At 41.1% G+C, this 18,774-nt stretch carries 28 protein-coding genes and 2 other RNA genes; 21 read left to right on the plus strand and 9 right to left on the minus strand.

The genetic code is table 11. The features are described from left to right. Positions 1-83: 83 nt before the first annotated feature. The 6 genes from DPV95_RS01205 (at position 84) to DPV95_RS01230 (ending at position 4,256) form a co-directional block, all read left to right on the plus strand. Complete coding sequence (locus DPV95_RS01205; RefSeq protein WP_111406502.1) at positions 84-1,268, plus strand: phage tail sheath subtilisin-like domain-containing protein; 1,185 nt, start codon at positions 84-86, stop codon at positions 1,266-1,268. 3 nt (positions 1,269-1,271) lie between these two features. Continuing rightward, positions 1,272-1,778 (plus strand): phage major tail tube protein, encoded by a 507-nt coding sequence (locus DPV95_RS01210; protein ID WP_005700105.1) that lies wholly within the window; start codon positions 1,272-1,274, stop codon positions 1,776-1,778. Positions 1,779-1,857: 79 nt separating this feature from the next. Next, complete coding sequence (locus DPV95_RS01215; protein WP_007242702.1) at positions 1,858-2,151, plus strand: phage tail assembly protein; 294 nt, start codon at positions 1,858-1,860, stop codon at positions 2,149-2,151. Further along, positions 2,151-2,297 (plus strand): GpE family phage tail protein, encoded by a 147-nt coding sequence (locus DPV95_RS01220; protein WP_111406503.1) that lies wholly within the window; start codon positions 2,151-2,153, stop codon positions 2,295-2,297. Before DPV95_RS01215 ends, DPV95_RS01220 begins: the two co-directional genes overlap by 1 nt. A gap of 328 nt (positions 2,298-2,625) precedes the next feature. Further along, the gene (locus DPV95_RS01225) at positions 2,626-3,063 is read left to right on the plus strand and encodes a phage tail protein (protein WP_005700061.1); all 438 of its coding nucleotides are present in this window, start codon (positions 2,626-2,628) and stop codon (positions 3,061-3,063) included. Beyond that, a complete protein-coding gene (locus DPV95_RS01230; RefSeq protein WP_111406504.1) occupies positions 3,063-4,256 on the plus strand; it encodes a phage late control D family tail protein in 1,194 nt (397 codons plus the stop codon). The genes DPV95_RS01225 and DPV95_RS01230 overlap by 1 nt, the downstream gene beginning before the upstream one ends. A 14-nt stretch (positions 4,257-4,270) precedes the next feature. Here DPV95_RS01230 and DPV95_RS01235 read toward each other — a convergent pair whose 3' ends face one another. From DPV95_RS01235 to DPV95_RS01260, 6 genes are read right to left on the minus strand one after another with little or no spacing between them, the layout of a single operon-like run. Next, entirely contained in the window at positions 4,271-4,675 is a 405-nt protein-coding gene (locus DPV95_RS01235) for a hypothetical protein (RefSeq protein ID WP_111406505.1), read from the minus strand. Beyond that, positions 4,675-5,007: an STAS-like domain-containing protein gene (locus tag DPV95_RS01240; protein WP_111406506.1), complete on the minus strand. Its 333-nt coding sequence runs from the start codon at positions 5,005-5,007 to the stop codon at positions 4,675-4,677. Before DPV95_RS01240 ends, DPV95_RS01235 begins: the two co-directional genes overlap by 1 nt. After that, positions 5,004-6,167: a hypothetical protein gene (locus tag DPV95_RS01245; RefSeq protein ID WP_133253130.1), complete on the minus strand. Its 1,164-nt coding sequence runs from the start codon at positions 6,165-6,167 to the stop codon at positions 5,004-5,006. The genes DPV95_RS01240 and DPV95_RS01245 overlap by 4 nt, the downstream gene beginning before the upstream one ends. Before the next feature lie 20 nt (positions 6,168-6,187). Further along, positions 6,188-6,412 (minus strand): excalibur calcium-binding domain-containing protein, encoded by a 225-nt coding sequence (locus DPV95_RS01250; protein WP_111406508.1) that lies wholly within the window; start codon positions 6,410-6,412, stop codon positions 6,188-6,190. Positions 6,413-6,414: 2 nt separating this feature from the next. Further along, positions 6,415-6,810, minus strand: a complete 396-nt coding sequence (locus DPV95_RS01255; protein WP_111406509.1) for a hypothetical protein — start codon at positions 6,808-6,810, stop codon at positions 6,415-6,417. 34 nt (positions 6,811-6,844) lie between these two features. Beyond that, positions 6,845-7,519 (minus strand): XRE family transcriptional regulator, encoded by a 675-nt coding sequence (locus DPV95_RS01260; protein ID WP_111406510.1) that lies wholly within the window; start codon positions 7,517-7,519, stop codon positions 6,845-6,847. 119 nt (positions 7,520-7,638) lie between these two features. On the opposite strand from DPV95_RS01260, the gene DPV95_RS01265 reads away from it, so the two are divergent. The 11 genes from DPV95_RS01265 (at position 7,639) to DPV95_RS01315 (ending at position 13,085) form a co-directional block, all read left to right on the plus strand. Further along, positions 7,639-7,851, plus strand: a complete 213-nt coding sequence (locus DPV95_RS01265) for a helix-turn-helix domain-containing protein (protein ID WP_014064343.1) — start codon at positions 7,639-7,641, stop codon at positions 7,849-7,851. Between the two features lie 18 nt (positions 7,852-7,869). Beyond that, positions 7,870-8,193 carry a hypothetical protein gene (locus DPV95_RS01270; RefSeq protein WP_243583144.1) on the plus strand — a complete coding sequence of 108 codons (324 nt, stop codon included), beginning with the start codon at positions 7,870-7,872 and terminating at the stop codon, positions 8,191-8,193. An 80-nt stretch (positions 8,194-8,273) separates the two neighbouring features. Further along, the gene (locus DPV95_RS01275; protein WP_080351297.1) at positions 8,274-8,516 is read left to right on the plus strand and encodes a hypothetical protein; all 243 of its coding nucleotides are present in this window, start codon (positions 8,274-8,276) and stop codon (positions 8,514-8,516) included. A 92-nt stretch (positions 8,517-8,608) separates the two neighbouring features. Continuing rightward, entirely contained in the window at positions 8,609-8,869 is a 261-nt protein-coding gene (locus DPV95_RS01280; protein ID WP_049372666.1) for a hypothetical protein, read from the plus strand. 15 nt (positions 8,870-8,884) lie between these two features. Continuing rightward, positions 8,885-9,244: a hypothetical protein gene (locus DPV95_RS01285; RefSeq protein WP_111406512.1), complete on the plus strand. Its 360-nt coding sequence runs from the start codon at positions 8,885-8,887 to the stop codon at positions 9,242-9,244. Between the two features lie 8 nt (positions 9,245-9,252). Further along, a complete protein-coding gene (locus tag DPV95_RS01290; RefSeq protein WP_049367455.1) occupies positions 9,253-9,507 on the plus strand; it encodes a hypothetical protein in 255 nt (84 codons plus the stop codon). Then, positions 9,504-9,755, plus strand: a complete 252-nt coding sequence (locus DPV95_RS01295; RefSeq protein WP_111406513.1) for an ANR family transcriptional regulator — start codon at positions 9,504-9,506, stop codon at positions 9,753-9,755. The genes DPV95_RS01290 and DPV95_RS01295 overlap by 4 nt, the downstream gene beginning before the upstream one ends. 118 nt (positions 9,756-9,873) lie before the next feature. Continuing rightward, the gene (locus DPV95_RS01300) at positions 9,874-10,182 is read left to right on the plus strand and encodes a hypothetical protein (RefSeq protein ID WP_005700155.1); all 309 of its coding nucleotides are present in this window, start codon (positions 9,874-9,876) and stop codon (positions 10,180-10,182) included. A 7-nt stretch (positions 10,183-10,189) separates the two neighbouring features. Further along, on the plus strand, positions 10,190-12,388 hold the full coding sequence (locus DPV95_RS01305) for a replication endonuclease (RefSeq protein ID WP_111406514.1): 2,199 nt from the start codon (positions 10,190-10,192) through the stop codon (positions 12,386-12,388). Positions 12,389-12,399: 11 nt separating this feature from the next. Continuing rightward, positions 12,400-12,918, plus strand: coding sequence for a MazG-like family protein (locus DPV95_RS01310; protein WP_111406515.1), 519 nt, complete (start codon positions 12,400-12,402; stop codon positions 12,916-12,918). Continuing rightward, a complete protein-coding gene (locus DPV95_RS01315) occupies positions 12,918-13,085 on the plus strand; it encodes a helix-turn-helix domain-containing protein (RefSeq protein WP_111406516.1) in 168 nt (55 codons plus the stop codon). Before DPV95_RS01310 ends, DPV95_RS01315 begins: the two co-directional genes overlap by 1 nt. Here the strand turns inward: DPV95_RS01315 and DPV95_RS01320 are convergent. After that, positions 13,066-14,397, minus strand: a complete 1,332-nt coding sequence (locus DPV95_RS01320) for an integrase arm-type DNA-binding domain-containing protein (protein ID WP_111406517.1) — start codon at positions 14,395-14,397, stop codon at positions 13,066-13,068. The genes DPV95_RS01315 and DPV95_RS01320 overlap by 20 nt on opposite strands. Before the next feature lie 155 nt (positions 14,398-14,552). Further along, positions 14,553-14,918: a transfer-messenger RNA gene (gene ssrA / locus DPV95_RS01325) on the minus strand. A gap of 107 nt (positions 14,919-15,025) precedes the next feature. On the opposite strand from ssrA, the gene DPV95_RS01330 reads away from it, so the two are divergent. Further along, entirely contained in the window at positions 15,026-15,523 is a 498-nt protein-coding gene (locus DPV95_RS01330; protein ID WP_111406518.1) for a hypothetical protein, read from the plus strand. A gap of 109 nt (positions 15,524-15,632) precedes the next feature. Continuing rightward, positions 15,633-16,700: a DNA polymerase IV gene (gene dinB, locus DPV95_RS01335; protein ID WP_111406591.1), complete on the plus strand. Its 1,068-nt coding sequence runs from the start codon at positions 15,633-15,635 to the stop codon at positions 16,698-16,700. Between the two features lie 87 nt (positions 16,701-16,787). Here dinB and rnpB read toward each other — a convergent pair. Further along, an RNA gene (rnpB, locus tag DPV95_RS01340) (RNase P RNA component class A) lies at positions 16,788-17,164 on the minus strand. Positions 17,165-17,288: 124 nt separating this feature from the next. Here rnpB and DPV95_RS01345 point away from each other — a divergent pair. Beyond that, on the plus strand, positions 17,289-18,224 hold the full coding sequence (locus DPV95_RS01345) for a KpsF/GutQ family sugar isomerase (protein WP_111406519.1): 936 nt from the start codon (positions 17,289-17,291) through the stop codon (positions 18,222-18,224). Further along, positions 18,224-18,769, plus strand: a complete 546-nt coding sequence (locus DPV95_RS01350) for a KdsC family phosphatase (RefSeq protein WP_070853067.1) — start codon at positions 18,224-18,226, stop codon at positions 18,767-18,769. The genes DPV95_RS01345 and DPV95_RS01350 overlap by 1 nt, the downstream gene beginning before the upstream one ends. Positions 18,770-18,774: the final 5 nt, after the last annotated feature.

The following is an 18,774-nucleotide window of genomic DNA, read 5'->3' on the forward strand; positions in this document are numbered from 1 at the left end:
AACGCCAAGCGCTACCCCTCTATTTCAAATCCTTACAAAATACCCACATCTTTTCAAACCATAGAAACCATAGGGCTAAAATTATGTCTGATGAATATCTCCATGGGGTCAAGGTAACGGAAATTGCCGAAGCCTTGCGAACACTCACCACATCATCCACTGCCGTGATCGGTTTAGTGGCAACGGCAGCAGATGCAGACGCAACTGTTTTCCCACTCAATAAACCCACTCTTTTAACAGGTATCACCGCCGAAGTACAAGCGAAAGCCGGTAAACAAGGCACATTATCTCGTGCGCTAGATGGCATTGCGGACATCGTGAATTGTAAAGTGGTCGTCATTCGTGTGGAAGAAAGCGAAGATGAAAGCGCCATGAAAGCAAACGTCATCGGCACAGTGGACAGCGAAGGCAATTACACTGGCTTGAAAGCGTTCTTGGTATCTGCTGCCGTTTGTGGCGTGAAACCGCGTATTTTCTGCGTGCCGAAGTATGACAGCCAAGACGTAACCACTGAATTGTTAAGCGTAGCGAAAAAACTCAATGGCTTTGTGTATGCATCGTGCGGTTCGGCAAAAACCAAAGAAGAAGCGGTGACTTATAGACGTAATTTCTCACAGCGTGAATTAATGCTGATCTTTGGTGATTTCTTATCGTTCAACCCGAACACCAAAGCAACTGAAGTGGATTATGCAGTCGTCCGTGCAGCAGCAATGCGAGCGTATCAAGATAAAGAATACGGCTGGCACACTTGCATTTCTAACAAAGGTTTAACTGGCGTCACTGGCGTGACTAAACCACTTTCATTTGACATTAACGACAGTGCGACCGATGTCAACTACTTAAACGAACAAGGCATCACTTGTTGTGTGAATCACAATGGCTTCAAGCTATGGGGATTACGCACCTGTTCAGCAGACAAGTTATTCATCTACGAAAACTACACCCGCACCGCACAAGTGTTGAAAGACACTATCGCACAATCCTTTGATTGGGCAGTAGATAAAAACATCAGTGTGATGTTGGTGAAAGAAATCGTGGAAGCGATTAATGCGAAATGGCGTGAATATGTGGCGAAAGGTTACTTAGTCGGTGGTAAAGCATTTATCAATTCATCACTGAACACTGCCGCCACATTAAAAGATGCAAAATTACTTGTGTCTTATGATTACTGCCCTGTTCCGCCATTAGAACAATTAGGCTTTAACCAATACATCAGCGATGAATACCTTGTGGAATTCGCCGCAGAGATTGCCAAAGTAGGAGCATAACAAATGGCTTTACCACGTAAATTAAAACTCATGAACTTCTTGGCTGACGGTAATTCTTACCGTGGCCAAGTCACCGAAATCACCCAACCTAAATTGGCAATGAAACTGGAAGAATACCGTGCAGGCGGCATGATTGGTCCAGTAAAAGTTAATTTAGGTGTGGAAGGCTTGGAAGCGCAATTCAAAATGGGCGGTTATATGACCGAACTCATTAAAGAATTTGGCGGCAAAATTGACGGTTCGGCATTACGTTTTGCGGGTGCATATCAACAAGACGACACAGAAGAAGTCACCGCTATTGAATTGATTATGCGTGGTCGTTTCAGTGAAATTGACAACGGCACAAGCAAATCAGGCGATGACACCGAACAAAGCTACACCGTGCCATTAACCTATTACAAAATCATCGAAAACGGCAAAGATTTAGTCGAGATTGATTTACTCAACTCAATCTTTATTGTCGGCGGCACTGACCGCTTGGCAGAACACCGTTCAGCGATTGGCATCTAATCACCACCGAGCCCCGCAAGGGGCTTTTATTAAATACTCCCCCCACGCTTAAAGCGTGGCATTTTTAAAGGTAGAAATCATGAAAAACGAAAACAGCAAAGTGATCACATTAACCAATCCACTTGTGCGTGGCGAAAACAAAATCACAGAAATCACCGTCAACAAACCCACCGTGCCGGCATTAAAAGGCTTGAAAATGTTTGACGTGTTGCAAATGGACGTGGACGCATTGCAAGTGTTGCTCACTCGCGTGACAAATCCTGTGTTGCACAAATCTGACTTCTCTACAATGGAAGTGGCAGACTTCACCGAGCTTGCGGCGGTGGCTGTCGGTTTTTTAGGGAAGAATTCGGAAGCGGAAGCGACCGAATAATGATTGCCGCCACGGTAGAAGATGCCATGGCGGACATTGCATTAATTTTCCATTGGCAACCACAAGCCTTTGAGCAAATGACATTTGCCGAATTAATGACATGGCGAGAAAAAGCAAGGGAACGAAATGAAACAGAAACTGATTGATTATGTATTAAATATGCCACGGCATATTGTATGGCGTGGGCTGTTAATCTCACTTGTTGTTTTTTGGTTGCTTGTGATTTTCGGCATTGCATTTCTCTTTCGCTAATTCACCAAGTGCGGTCAGGAATCACGGGATTTTTTGACCGCACTTTTCTTTAGGATAAAACATGAAATCAATTATAATCTTCTTTTTCTATTTTTTATCAATTATTGCCGTCACAGGATACGCCACGTTTTTGATGTATCACAATATTGACGGGTGGGGATGGGTTATTTTTATTGATGTTTTATTGATGTTAATGACCGTCAAAGTTGAGGATAATAAATAATGTTTCAAAACTTTGCTTTAGCCGCGCTTGGTATGTTCGTTTTTACACGGCAAACCGTGCCTTTCCAAAGCTTAGACCGCACATCAACGTGGCGACATCCAACCAATGCGATTGTGGGGGCGATGCCGAAATCACAATTCACCGGTAAGGAAAGCGAAACCGTGACAATCGGCGGGCGACTTATCCCCGAAATCACGGGCGGCAGATTTTCCATTAAAGCGTTGGAATTAATGGCTGATAGTGGCGGTGCCTTTCCACTGATTGACGGCGCAACCTTTGAGATTATAGGCTTTTTTGTGATTGAAAATATCCAAGAAACCCGCACAGAATTCTTTGGCGATGGCGCACCCCGTGCCATTGACTTCACCATGAACCTAAAACGCACTGATGATCCGATGTTGATTGCCATTGCAGACAGTTTAATGAGTAATCTGTAATGTTAGGCTTAGATTTTAACGACAATCACCGCACACCCGCTTTTAAAGTGGTGATCACCACAAAAGACAACAAACAGCAAGACATCACGCAAGTGGTATCAAGCCGCTTGATTAATCTGTCTTTAACCGACAATCGCGGCTTAGAAGCGGACACGCTCGACTTAGAATTATCCGACCATGACGGCAAACTGGCTTTGCCGCCACGCAATGCCACAATCAGCCTTGCACTGGGTTGGAAAGGCGCACCGCTGATTGATAAGGGACAATATTCTGTCGATGAAGTGCAGTTTTCTGGAGGAGCAAATTCAGCCGACAGGCTAACCATTCGCGCAAGAGCCGCCGATTTAAAAGGCACATTAACAGAACAAAAAGAACGGTCATTTCATAAGAAGAAATTGGGCGAAATCGTCAACGAAATTGCACAAGGGAACAAACTCAAAAGCCAAGTGGCGGAAGAGCTTGCAAGCCGCTTAATCGACCACATCGACCAAACCAACGAAAGCGACATTAATCTATTAAGCCGACTGGCAGAAGAGCACGGGGCGATGTGCACCGTTAAAAATGGTACGCTATTATTTATGCCATTAGGACAAGGCAAAACTGCCACAGGCAAGCCGATTCCACTGCGTAAAATCACTCGCAAAAGTGGTGACAACTACAATTTCTCCATTGCCGAAAGTGAAAACTACAAAGCCGTGCGGGCGTATTGGCATGATACGGCCACAGGCAAACGTGGCGAAATTATCATAGATAAAAATACTAAGATTGTGAAAAAACAGCGTATGACGAAAGGCAGAACGCTGAAAAATGGCACAGTGAAAGGCAGACGACTAACTAAAATAAAATATAACACTATTGAACAGAAAGCCACAGTGGAAAGTGACAATGATAAAATTAAAAGTCTTCGTGTTACTTATCCTTCAGAAGCTAGAGCTATCACTGTAGCCAAATCCGCCTTTGATAAGCTTAAACGTGGCGTGGCAACATTTAGCCTTAATCTCGCCTTTGGTGAACCTGATTTAATGCCAGAAACGCCGATTGAACTTTCAGGCTTTAAAGCCGAAATTGATGCCACAAATTGGCTGATCACAAGAGTGACGCACAATCTTTCAGACGCTGGCTTTACCAGTCAAATTGAATGCGAATTGAAAGTGGAAGATGAAGAAGTGGACGTGAAAAAAGTGAAAAAATAGCTTGCATAAGCAAGCTATAAAAAACGTTTATTTAAATTTTTTTTCACATTCTGAAAACCAGAAGATAGTTGGGTTAAAACCTTTTTTTTATCAGTGGAATGGAAAATATGGTCCGTTAAAATTCGCTTAAGCACAAGAAAATTAAATTTTGCAAGATCTTTTTCTATCTTAAGCAAGCTTGCTTCTAAGTTATCCACCTCATAAACCATATAATGATAATTTGCATCAGAATAAGAATCGTTTGATATTTCAACGGCATTTTGGTAAATCTTATCTAATTTATCATCAATTCCATCAATAAGACTGTTTCGATATTCATTGCGACTTTTCCGAACAGCGAAAAACCAAGTTGTTCCGCTTGTTAAAATCGAGACAATAAAAGGAACAACAATTGATTCAAAGAAAGGAAAGCCTTCCACTATTTACCCTCACTACCCTCAGCACTGAGTGCATCATTTACATACCCAGTAAGTTCTGTTATCCATGATTGATTCGTTGATTGAATATTAGAAACGAGCGTTTTTATTTCATCTTCACTAAATTTATTCAATCTCACAAGCCCCGCAAAGGCCTCATCAAGAAATGATGATCCATAACCACGCACACCATCTAAATTAACAATAAGATTCTTGTTTTTTTCAAATTCAGGCACAAGCACGTCATCTCTAAATTCTTCGCCACTCGCTTTCCCTAAATGACGATAACGCGCGCCTGGTGTTGTACTAAAATCTTTTACATATAAAATAGTCATAGTTTATCCTTCTTCTTGAATGGTATTGCCCAATGCAGCAAAGTTCCATCAATTGAGAGTTTATTATCTAAAAGCATTTCTTTAACTCTCTTCACATTATTATTATAACGATATAAACCACGATTGGAATAGATACTCATCCGACTATGAGGGGTTTTATCAATAAATGTTTTAATATCTTGCCCACCTTTGCCACGATAAGCCAAATTTGTTTTAGTTGCCTTTAAAAGTGTTGCCGCTTTTATGTCACGACAATCCGTGCTTGCTAACCCCTTCACTTTATCAAAAACAGCTTGCAATAACGAAGGGTCTTTGTTAAATCTTAATGTGTTAGGAATGCCATGCCCTAAATCGCAAACATAAAGCATAAATTCGTCATTAATTTCAGCAATCAACATCCACCATCGTTTTAGCACAAAGTTTCGTTCGGTTTTGATGTCTTTATTGTAAGCATGCTCAACAGCATTTGAAATGCCTTCTATCACGCCGCCATAAAGTTCGCTTAAATTTGCCAATTCCATTTTTTCCAATTCATCAAAAATAGGATTGGTAACATCGCCATTTGCCTCATCGCTACAAACATAATGCCACGATTGCACATATTTATGTTTTACTTTAGTCGTATAATCATAACCAAGCAATTTATAAAGCCCAATATGACAAAAGACAGCATCAACATTAAATGTATTATATTTGTCTCTTGTTGGTCTGTGATTCTGGAGACTTTTATTTGGTCGTTGAACTAAAAAACGAAGTTGAGGGTATTGCGTTTTTAATGAATCAATCACCGCAATTAATAACACGCAAGCATCAGCATAAAGATATTGAGTTTCTAAAAAAGAAATCATCATTTGATTTTTGCCTGACTTGCACACTCGATCTGCTGTTGCCTGCAACTCATTCTTAAATCTCACAAAGCGAGTATGCTCTGTGCCACGCTTCGCTTCTTTTTTACTCAATCCAGCTGGGGATAAAGCTAAAATTTCAGGGGCTTTAATACAGGGGATGTTATGCCGAATAAGTTTCTTTTCAATCAGTGATATTTTTAAGCGTTTCGCTCTAATTTCCCGCCGATTAAATAAAATTCTTGAATTTCGTCTTGTCCGTTTTCTAACAAGACGCATCCATATCAATTTTGACTTATAACTAAAAGATTGCATATATCACCACTTCCGCCACTTCATCGGCAGACATTCTCACAAGGCACGCCATCGTGGTCACGGTCCAAGCGGCTTTCACCACATTCGTTTAAATGGAATTTAGCTTCAGCGCAAGAAGTCATCTCTTTGCAATATTTACTATCAGCACAACTAAACTGTTCCGCATCCGCTTTTTTGCTTTTGGCAAAGGTTACTGTTGAGAAAGCAAGTGAAAGTGCGGTTAGAATTAAACAAAGTGATTTCATCTCTAACGCTCCGAAACATAGCTATCAAATGGGTATTGTTTTTTCGCTTCTTCGCTATTAAGTTTGCCAACATTTTCGCAGTATTGCTTCACATCTGTTTCAAAATTAAAGCTACGCGTATAATGCTTATTCATAATCATGACACGCTTTAGATCTAATTTTTTAGCAAACTTTTTATCTAAATAGGTTTCATAACAAATCCCATGCACAACACTTTCTAGCATCTGTTTGCCGATTTCGTCGCGGTTAAATGTCACTGATAAAAAACTTCCTTGCAGTTCTGCCTCAAGAATATCTAGCCCACTCAACGCTTTCTTATAGGTTGGCGGGAAATTCGCAGCAAAAGCTGAAGATGAGATAGACAAAAGCGCGGTTAGAATTAGCAGTGACTTTTTCATTAGGGTTTCCTTAGGTTTGTTTTTTTAAAATAAATCACCACTTCCGCCACTTCATCGGCATGCTGAAAACAACACGACCGTGGATAAATACATCATCATCTTGCGTGAATGTCCATTCTTTGTAGGTTGGGTTGTCGGAAATGACGAGCATTTCTTTTCCCACTTTTTGCAAACGCTTGATGAATGTTTGGCCGTCAAAGGTGAACACATAAAGCCCATCGGCGGCAAAGTAATTTTCGGAAATATCCACGTAAAGCAAATCACCGCTTTCAAGGGTTGGTGCCATGCTATCCCCTTTCACTGTGATCAACTTCAAATGTTTTGCATCAGCACGTCCAAATTGTTGACGGAAGAACGTCAAATCAAATTCTTGTGAAAGCAAGCCTTGTTCGGTTGGGCTTAAATATGCCCCGTTTCCGGCACTCGCTTCCACGTCCAAAATATCAACCCGCACTGTGTTTGGGTTTTGCGGTTCGCTCACTTCTACAATGCGATAAGACGGATCAGGGTCGCCTTCCCCTGTTTTTAGCCAATGCGGGTCCACATTAAGTGCGGTCGCAATTTCTAAAATATTTTTAGGGTTTCTTGTTTCACCATTTGCAATCTTTGCGATTGATGGTTGAGAAACTCCAATCATCTTTGCAAAAGCATTCATTGAAAGATGTTTTTCGTAAAGTAAAGTTTTAAAGCGTGTAGATAAATCAGGCATTTTTTCTCCTTTAGTGTGATAGTTTAAAACCTAAGTTATAAAATATCATCAAAAAAGTTATTGCAATATTAAAACTTTCAGATTAATATATTTCAAACTTTAGTTTTATAGGTAGTTTTATGAAAGGAATTAAACAAGCAGTTGCACTTTGCAACGGGCAATCTTCTCTTGCTAGAGCTTGCGGAGTGAGCCAAACAGCGGTGCTTAAGTGGCTTTGCGGTGGAAAAATGGATGTGAAATATATTCCCGCCATTATCAAAGCAACAGAAGGCAAAGTAAGAGCCGAAGATTTACGCCCTGATGTGGATTGGGCAGTGATTCGGAATAGTTAAATAGAAAAGGTGGTGTGTATGGGTGAAACAGCAATTCAAGCGGGCGGAAAATTTCTTCTTCGCAAAACAAAAGACGGCAAATACCGTCTTTCATTCACGTTATTTTATGACGATTCTACTTCTGTAGAACATCTTCAAGCGCGTCAAATATTGCTTCAATCTTTTCTGCTTGATCTTCATCAAGAGAAAAATTGTTTAGATGCTGGTCGCGTATGTATTCGTAATATTGATGAAGTGCGTGATGCTGCTGGTCAGTTTTATGATGCAAAAACAGAGCAAGAATTTGCTCAAGGGCGTGAATGCGTAGGCGATTTTGTGAATTTTCTACGGTCAATTCGATAAATTGTTCTTCATTCATAGTGTCGGTTCCTTTGTTAATCGTGAATAAATCAAATTGAGTATAACAAATTAGGTGGTAAATAGTGAACGTAGATCATAAATGCGCAAATTGCGGAAGTAATAACATCCGTGTGCGAACTTCCGAAAAGATCGGTTTATTGTCAATCGACGTGTTGGCTTACTGCAACAACTGCGGCACAGAATTAAGAGTGCAAAGCCAAATTACAAGAGTAAGAACGCCAATCTATAACGACCGCCCAGAAGCATTAAGTGCGAATAAGCCGTTAAATCAGATTGACGAGCGTCAGCAAGAAATCGACATCTAGTCTTTAACTTCAATCAAGATTTTTAAACACAGTCGTTTGAAGAAATTCATGCGACAGGATTTTTGCAACCAAAATTTAGGGAGAACAAGAAAATGTCACGTAAAAACTATGTGTACGACAACGGGAAAACACACAAAGAACGTGTGAATGTGTATCAGTTAGAAAAGCGTGTGAAAGCGTTGGAAGTGCAGAACCAAGCAATTAAACGTCATCTTCAACATCAAATCAACTTAAACCAACAACAAGTGCTATTGAATGAAACACTTTCCGACCGTGTGGCACTGCTTGAAAAAGCAAGTTGGAGCAAGCAAGGGATGTTTGGTCGTTGGTTAAGTTGGGTTCAAGGTAAATAAGCAAGGGGCCATGTGATGTACGTTTCAGGCAAAGAAAGTGCGGCGGCAAAATTCTGCAAAGAAAATCAAATTGTGGTTGAGCCTGTGCAAAGTTGGGGCGATTGCCGCCATGTGATCGGTAAAAGTCGCTATCGCGTGGAATACGCTTTCAGCAACCTTTCACAAGGCGAAAGAGAAATCCTGTTGGCAATGGCAGAACTCGACATCAATGATTTAGTTAGCACCACATTTTCAGGCGAGAAACTACACCACTACACCGAAAACGGACAACGCAAAATCGCCAAGGCGTTTCGCAAAGTGCGGTTGATTTCGGGGATGTTTCCGAAAGGCATTACCGAACGCGAATTCACATTGATTGATAAAGCATTGAATTAGGGGGAAGTATGGCAACCGTGATTTTAAGCCGTGGCGCATTGAGCATTGTGGCAAAGGAATATTATCAAAAACTCGATAAGGCACAGGAAAAATTATTCGCTTACATCTATCACTTAGATAAAGGCGATGAAGAACAAGCAAGACAGGCATTTAACGAATTTATTGAAAACGGTGATTTAGCGACAAAAGCACGCCAAATATTTTTACAAAAATACAGAGATTGGGAGCAATGGCAAGCCAATCCACGGAGAAAAACAGCATGAGAACAAAATTTATCGCCTTTAGAACGGCAAGCGAAACTGCAGCAGAAGCAGAACGTGCAGAACAATTTTTAAAAGCCGCACAGTTTTGGCGCAAAGCCTATCAGTTAGCACCAAGTACACCGGATGAAGATTGGTGCTTTGCACGTGCAGATCGTTGTTTTAAAGCCGCCATTGATACAGGCGCAATCAAGGTAAGAAAAAGCAGACAGTTAGATTTCAAGGATTTTTTGGAGAAAGGCAATGAGTGATTTTTTCATTGGATTAGCGGTGGTGATGTTGGGCTGTTTTATGGCCGCCGCATTATTAGATGCCGCCTTGTGTTGGTTGGCAAGTTGGATAAGCAAGCACTTTTAAGGAGAAAACAAAATGAGTACCGATATTTACATCAATTTAGATTGCGGAGCCGAATTGCAAATCACCAAGATTGGCGACCGCTTTCAAGTGTTAGAGATTGTCGCAGATAGTGATGGTTGGCGAAAACAAAAAGCAAGAGTGATTGGGCGATTACATAACACCATCATTGGTGCAGTGAATGAAGTCCGCAACTTTGCCTTAGCACAATATGAAGTGCTTTCACTCACTGAAATGGAAAGTGCGATCAACTCAACCAATCAAGCCATTAAAGATTACTTTGATCAACACAATGAATATTTAGCCAACTTACAAAGAGCATAGAAATAACATGATGAACTGGGAGCAACAACGAGACAATAACATCGCTAAACGTGATTTAGCGATGGAAGAAACTCGTTTGGCAAGAATGGAAAGTGCGGTTAAAACTGGCCGCACTTTAGACTTGCCACAAGCAACAGCCGCACAAATTGAGCTGTTTGCGGTTGCCCCGAATCATTTTGATTATGTTGAAAAACTGCTTTCAGATTTACCGCGCAAACGCCAACGCGAACACTTCCGCAATGTGTGGTTGCGTGCTTATCGCAGTGTGAAAGATGATGGGTCAATTAGTTTTAGCTTAGGCAATAAACAAGCCCGCATTGCCAACACAACCTTGCGTGATGTTTTGACCAATCGTTTGGAAGCCGTTTTTGAGCAATATTGCATTTCTGTTTCGTGGTTGCTTGAACGCAAACACTATTCAGCCAATTTGGCCATGCAAAAGCCTGTGGATAGTCAAGGCTTGCATTTTTATCTCTTAGGCGAACGCCAATTAAAAGAAATCGCCTACAAGCTCGCCTTGCACTTCAACGGATTGCAAAGCGATTTCGTGGAAGATTGTGCCAATCAAAAAGCCGTTGGGCTATTAAGTGCGGTCGATTTTTCACGTTTAAGCAGTGAACTGCACCGCCTTTGTGCCGATGTTTGCAAAAACATTGGCTTTCCACTTAAAAGCCAACACCGCCTAGAAGAAGGCAAACGTCTTTCAGTGCAACAACAAGAAGGCGAATTGTTGCGTGTGGTATGCGAAAAATACTGGTTCCGCACATTACGCAGCACACAAAAACGCCTTATCGAGCATTTGGCGATTGGTTGCGGTGAAGTATCGGCAAAAGTCAGCCCGTATATTTCAACAGGCGCATTGAGCGATTACCGCAATCAACAGAAAGCCAATCTTGAGTATTTAAAACAGATGATTATTGAAAACATTGACGATCCATCCGAACAGGTGGAATTGATGGCAATGTGGCAAAAATCTTCCGGTAATCCCGCCATCCGTTTTAACGAGATGATGAACCGCTTGCGTGGCGTGGACGAATGGGCAACAGAAAAAGGCTATGTGTCATTATTCCTTACTATGACTGCCCCTTCATCTTTCCATGCAACGCATAACAACGGCACAAATAACAAGAAATGGAAAGGTGCAGACCCACGCACAACGCACGCTTATTTAAGCAAGAATTGGGCGCAGTTGCGGGCATTGTTTGCTAAACGTGGCATCGGCTTTTTTGGCATGCGTGGCGTTGAGCCGCACCATGACGCCACACCGCACTGGCACTTGCTTGTGTATGTGAAAGCGGAAGATAAAGAAGAAGTGATCCGGTTATTCAAATCAAAAGCCTTAGAGTTAGACGGTGATGAATTCGGGGCGAAAAAACACCGCTGCAGAGTCGATGAAATTGACCCTGCAAAAGGTTCTGCCGTTTCTTATATTGCGAAATACATTGCTAAAAACATTTATGCGGGCAATCAGAAAGATGAAACATCGGACGAAGTGGAAGGATTGAAACTTGACGAAAACGTGCAACGTGTGCGTGCGTGGGCGAACCTTTGGGGCATTCGTCAATTCCAGTTTTACGGCAATCCGCCAATTTCTGTGTGGCGTGAATTACGCAAATTAGAGAAATGGCAGTTAGATGATGTGGATGATAAGACCATTGCAGACGCGCAAGCGGTTTGTGATGTGTCTTGTTTTGCAAGCTATTTAGAGTTGCAAGGGGGCGCAATGGCTAAACGTGAAGATCAGCCATTGTGCGTGGAATATGAAGAGCGCGAGCCGAACCAATACGGCGAAACAAGAAAAAAAATTGTGGGGGTGAAAAATCGTTTCAGTTTTGCAAGCGTAAGAACCAAACTTAAAAATTGGGTTATCAAAAAAGGCACAGTGGCAGATGTTGCAACTGATGCCAATGCGGAGACCACCGAAACAAACAAGGAGCGTAGCGACGCTTGGACTTGTGTCAGTAACTGTAACCGTTCAGAAATTGAACAAAAGGTAAAAAATGCACTTTTACCTGTCGGGTTTATGATTAATCGGTCACAAATTGATCTATTAATCAAACATAAACGGTTACGGATTAATGACTTTCAGTGGATTTGTTATGAAAACGACAACGTTTTCATTAAAGAAGAAAAAATACCGCTCTTTTCTGTGAAAAAATTTAGTCAGAAAGTGACTGGATTTTGGGAAAGATTGGGGAAAAGTTAGAGGAAATAAAAATGACAGATTTAACACAACTTATTAAAAACATCGAAAATTGGGCAGAAGCTCGCAATTTGATTGAGGGTTCTACACCGAAAAAACAATTCATTAAATTAATGGAAGAATTTGGTGAGCTTTGTGCAGGTATCGCACGAAACGATAAAGAGAAAATCAAAGACAGTATTGGTGATTGCTCGGTTGTTGTTATTATTTTAACGGAACAATTAAAAGCAAATAATCTTGGTTTTATAACTGCGTATAAAGCGACGGATTTCCCAACGGAAAATAACGAAATTATCTGCCTAAGAGCGTCTGGAGTTTTAGGTAATGCATCAAATTTACTTATGTATATGACATCTAGTGAGTCCAAGTATCGATTAGCGGAGACTTTATTTAGGTTTATTTATTATATAAGTAAAATCGCATTAAATTTCGAGTTAAATTTTGAGAGTTGCTTAATCTCAGCTTATAACGAAATCAAAGATCGCAAAGGACGCATGATTAATGGCGTATTTGTGAAAGAAGGTGATTTATAATGGAACGCTATTTATCAATAAAAGAGATCGTGCAGACGGGTATTTGTTCAGAAGCGACAGTGAAACGTTGGATTTCTAGCGGAAAGTTAAAGTCTTATAAATTCGGTCGCTCCCGCAAGATTGCGGAAAGCGATTTGAACGAATACATTAAGACTTGTCGGCAATAATTTCTTTGAATAAACCATTCGCACATTTTTCAACATAGTTGGCCCATTCTTGAAACGTCTTTAATCGGTAAGGCAAATATTCCGCCCGATTATAGGCGTTTCGTATTTCATCGGAATTCAAATGGCTTAGGCAAATTTCGATGACTTCTTTATCTAATCCGAGTTCTAGGCGATTATCATTGCAATAGCTGCTGAATAGCGACCGCATGCCGTGATTTGTCATGGTGCCTTTGTATTTGCCGCCGTCCATTGTTTTTATTACTTCATTCGGCGTTTGGCTATTGATATGCTTTTCATTTCTCGACTTTGACAAAGTGGACGGGAACAAATATTCCTTATTTGCGTGATGTTTGATGTATGAAAGCAAAGTTTCTGCCTGTTTACTTAATGGAACCAGGTGCAATCGCTCCCCTTTCCCGCCTTTTGAAATTTCCACTTGCCACACTTTACCATTCGGCAAATGTTCGTGTTCTATGATATCAGAATATTTTGCGCTGACGGTTTCGCTCGCCCTGGTGGCGTTAAGCAATCCCCATAAAATCGCAAGGCGAACAGTTTGTGATATGTTGGCCCGTGCAAGGCTGATCATAAATTCTGGTAAGGCTTTGTAATGGATTGACGGGTGATGTTTGTTTTTGTTCACTGCAGGAAGATCATCGCCAAGATATTTCCATTTGTTGTTTTCCCAATATTCAAAACGTTCTGCATATTCGGCGATTGACTTCAAAACCAAATAACGCTTTTTTAATTCAGCCGTTGCGCCTGATTGGCGATAAGATTCAAGCACGGATAAGCCGTGTTTTAATGTCAATTCTTTGAAAGGTACGTCACCAATTAAATCAATGGCGGCATTAACACGTCTTTCTGTATCAATCTTTGTCTTTTCTGTGTAATTGCCTTGTTCTTTTCCAATTTTCTCACGATAGAGCAACCATTCATTCGCAACATGGGCGAACGTGCTTTGCTGTTCTTTTAATGCGTCTATGGCTTGTTTACGCTCAAATTCGTGCGGGTCAATCTTATTGGCTAAGAGTTGGCGAAATTCTTGCGATTTTTGACGTGCATCTTTTAACGATACAGTGGGATAAGTGCCGATGGTTTTTTCTGTGCGTTTTAATGTGTAGGGGCGTTTGTAATTAAACACCCACGTTTTCACACCGTTAGGCTTGACGACAAGTTTCAGCCCTTCCCCATCGAATAAATAATAGATCTTTTCCGCCGCTTTGGCGTTGTTTACCTGTGCAATGGTTAGCTGTTTGATGATTTTTGCCATGGTAGGAATTTCATAAAATGGTAGTAAGATTTTGCGCATTGTAAGTTCTTACTTCCATTTTTACTACTAAAAAATGTGATCGTTTGTGAAATTAACTGATCTTTTAAGCAGTATTTAGATACTAAACAAAAACGGTCAAACTATTGAATTTTCAATAAATTTGACCGTTTATGATCTTTTTAGATCTTGTTTTGTGGTGGAGCTGGCGGGAGTTGAACCCGCGTCCGAAATTACTCTACCTTCAGTACTACACGTTTAGTCTCGTCTTTAATTTCACTTAAGCATGCGGACAGACACGCTAAACTTAAGCTAGTTTGATTCAATTTAGTGCTTCGATCCTCAAACGGTGGCTTCCACACGATCTCGTTTTGGTTTGACTCCGCTTTATCCCCGTCTTACGAGCGGAAGCTGGGGAGCGAAGGCTATGAGCAGGTTATTAAGCTGCTAAAGCGTATTGTTCGTCGTTTGCGACTATTTTTTTGCGGTTTATTTACGAGGCCTACCGCACCTCGACGTGCACCTTGGGCTTCGCTAATCCCGTCGAATCCAGAATCAGCCCCAAAATCATTCGGCAGTTTATCAAAAAATCCAAGAAAGGAAAAGAAGCTATTTATTAACCTGAGAAGTTAGGGTAAAATTTTGCCACTTTTTTATAAGGAATCGAATAATGAAAACATTAAAATCTCTGACCGCACTTTCATTAGGTGCATTATGTTTAGCATTTAACACACAAGTTATCGCAAAAGAAGCAACACCTACAAAAGCATCACAATCAACTCAACAAGTGGCAAAAGCGAGTGATAACATCGACAAATACCTTGCCATCAATATTGGTAATCGTGAAATGGTGGTTGATGAAAATGGCCAAGCATTAAGCGCATTCAAACATGAAATCACTAACATTGGTCAAAAACCAATCAAAAATATTCAATGGGTGGGCGTATATGTGAATAACCGTAAAGTTATTTACAGCCAAGATATGCAAATCAATTTAGAAACCCCATTACAACCGGGTAAATCCATCAATATTAATTTGCAAATTCCATTTGTTCAATTGGCTGAAGATGCACGTAAAGTCTTTATGAACCAACAAGAAAAAATTGATGTTTATCCTATTGAACGCGTTATCCTGTTTGGTGATAAAACCGTTCTTTCTGATCGTTAATTCTCTTATCTAGCCCACGCAATGTGGGCTTTTTAATAGCTGTATGGTTGAACAGTTATTTTCTTTTCGATATACTAAAAACACGCCTAATTTTGACCGCACTTACCGCATGAGTTCCACCCGAAAAATCATTCACATTGATATGGATTGCTTTTATGCCTCTGTTGAAATCCGTGAAAATCCAACGCTACAGGGCAAACCTGTTGCAGTGGGGGGAAGTTCTCGACAACGTGGTGTACTTACCACCTGTAACTACGAAGCGAGAAAATTTGGGCTACACAGTGCGATGCCGACGGCACAAGCCATCAAAAAATGTCCGAATCTGATTTTAGTGCCAGTTAATATGCCGCTTTATAAACAGGTATCCGCACAAATTCATCAGATCTTTCAGCGTTACACTTCTATCATTGAGCCACTTTCCTTAGATGAAGCTTATTTAGATGTCACGGATTGTACACAATGTTCAGGATCCGCCACGTGGATCGCACAAGAAATTCGCCAAGCGATTTTTGATGAGTTAAAACTGACTGCTTCAGCTGGCGTTGCGCCCCTTAAATTTCTTGCCAAAATTGCCTCCGATATGAATAAACCGAACGGGCAATTTGTGATTCAGCCTCATGAAGTTGAGCAGTTTGTAAAAACACTGCCATTAAAGAAAATCCCTGGTGTGGGCAAGGTCACCTCTGAACGTTTATTGAAAATGGGGTTAGAAACTTGTGAAGATGTGCAAAAACTCGATCAATCTATTTTATTAAATATCTTCGGGAAAATGGGCAAACGAATTTGGGATTTTAGCCATGGTATTGATGATCGTGAAATTCAAGCTCATCGAGAACGAAAATCTATCGGTGTAGAACGCACTTTATCTGAAAATATTAGCCATGTTGAACAAGGTATAGCGCTACTAGATAATCTCTATGCTGAGCTTATTCGCCGTATTGAACGAAGCGCGCCGAATGTCCCCTTAACGGCTTTTCGCAAAATTGGGGTGAAATTAAAATTTGAAGATTTTCAGGTGACGACCTTAGAAAAAACAGGCTTGCCTTTATCACTAAAAAGCTTTCAGCAATTACTGGAACAAATTTGGCAACGTAGCCACGGAAAATCCATTCGTCTTGTGGGATTACACGTGACGTTACCGGAAGAAAGCCATTTAGAACAAATGAGCTTATGGTAAAACAAAAAAGAAAATGACCGCACTTTTATTCATTCTATCCCGAGTAGGATAACGAAAAAACAAAAGTGCGGTCATTTTTTTATGAATTTATTGAGTTGGTCGATAAGCCGAGTTCTGTCGTGGACAATCATTCCTCTAGGCGACAAATTACTCTGCCGCTCAAGCAACCTACCCGAACTCTGGACGGGCCATCCATTGAGTTCCTATTTGGTCTTGCTACGAGTGGAGTTTACCTTGCTGCACGTTGTTACCAACGGCACGGTGTGCTCTTACCACACCCTTTCACCCTTACCGTTTTCACGGCGGTCTGCTCTCTGTTGCACTGGTCGTCGGCTCACGCCGCCCGGACGTTATCCGGCACTCTGCCCTTTGTAGCTCGGACTTTCCTCTCGTTTACTTGTCCCACTAGGTCGTGCGAACACGGTTAAGGGCTTCAATAAACCAGCGATTGTCTAACCAACTCGCGGCGTAGTATAGGAGGAATTCAAAGGGCGGTCAAATTTTCATTCTTATTTTTAATAACTTCCGTTAGAATAGCCCTACAAAACACGGTTATTTTCAACCGCACTTCTATCATAAGGATCTCCTATGAATTATTTACAAATCGCACGAGAAACCCTTTCCGTTGAAAGCCAAGCGCTTGCACAACTAAGCCAACGCTTGGATGATGAGTTTTCTCAAGTTGTGGATCTTATCCTTGCTTGCGAAGGTCGTTTAGTCATCGGTGGTATTGGTAAATCAGGGCTAATTGGCAAAAAAATGGTGGCGACTTTTGCCTCAACAGGAACCCCAAGTTTCTTCCTGCACCCGACTGAAGCCTTTCATGGCGATTTAGGTATGTTAAAACCGATCGATATCGTGATGCTGATTTCTTATAGCGGTGAAACCGATGATGTAAATAAACTCATTCCAAGTTTGAAAAACTTTGGCAATAAAATTATTGCCCTAACCAGCAATAAAAACTCAACGCTTGCTCGCCATGCTGATTATGTTTTGGATATTACTGTTGAACGCGAAGTGTGTCCAAATAACCTCGCCCCAACCACTTCTGCGTTAGTGACTTTAGCATTAGGTGATGCCCTTGCCGTTTCATTGATTACTGCTCGTCATTTCCAACCGGCTGATTTTGCGAAATTCCATCCAGGCGGTAGCCTTGGTCGTCGTTTGTTATGCAAAGTAAAAGATCAAATGCAAACTCGATTACCGATTACCACACCAGATACCTGCTTCACTGATTGCTTAACAATTATGAATGAAGGTCGTATGGGTGTGGCATTAGTGATGGAAAACCAACAACTTAAAGGCATTATTACCGATGGTGATGTGCGCCGAGCATTAACAGCTAATGGTGCTGATACCCTTAACAAGACCGCTAAAGAATTGATGACCTCTTCACCAAAAACCATTCATGAAAATGAATTCTTGGCGAAAGCGGAAGACTTGATGAAAGAGAAGAAAATTCACTCACTGGTTGTGGTCAATGACGAAAATAATGTTGTGGGTTTAGTGGAGTTCTCAAGCTAATGATTAACGAAAAATTAAAGAAAATTAAATTGGTCATCACCGATGTTGATGGCGTATTAACTGACGGACTACTCCATTATGATGCAAATGGCGAAGCCATTAAAAGCTTCCATGTGCGCGATGGACTTGGTGTCAAAATGTTGATGGATGCAGGTATTCATGTCGCCGTATTATCGGGCAGAGATTCCGCGATTTTACGTAAACGAATTAGTGATCTCGGAATTAAATTGTTCTTTTTAGGTAAGCTTGAAAAAGAAAGTGCTTGTTTGGATCTCATGAAACAAGCTGGTGTTACGGCAGAACAAACTGCCTATATTGGTGATGACAGCGTCGATCTCCCTGCTTTTGCAACCTGTGGCCTTTCTTTTGCTGTGGCAGACTCTGCGCCTTATGTGCAAAATGCTGTGGATTATATACTTTCACTTGGCGGCGGGAAGGGTGCATTCCGTGAAATGTCCGATATGATTTTACATGCTCAGGGCAAAGATGAAGTCTATACTTCAGCCAAGGGCTTTTTAAAATCAGTCAAAAATATGGGTCAATAGCACCA

Source organism: Haemophilus parainfluenzae (assembly GCF_003252755.1).
GTDB lineage: Bacteria > Pseudomonadota > Gammaproteobacteria > Enterobacterales > Pasteurellaceae > Haemophilus_D > Haemophilus_D parainfluenzae_N.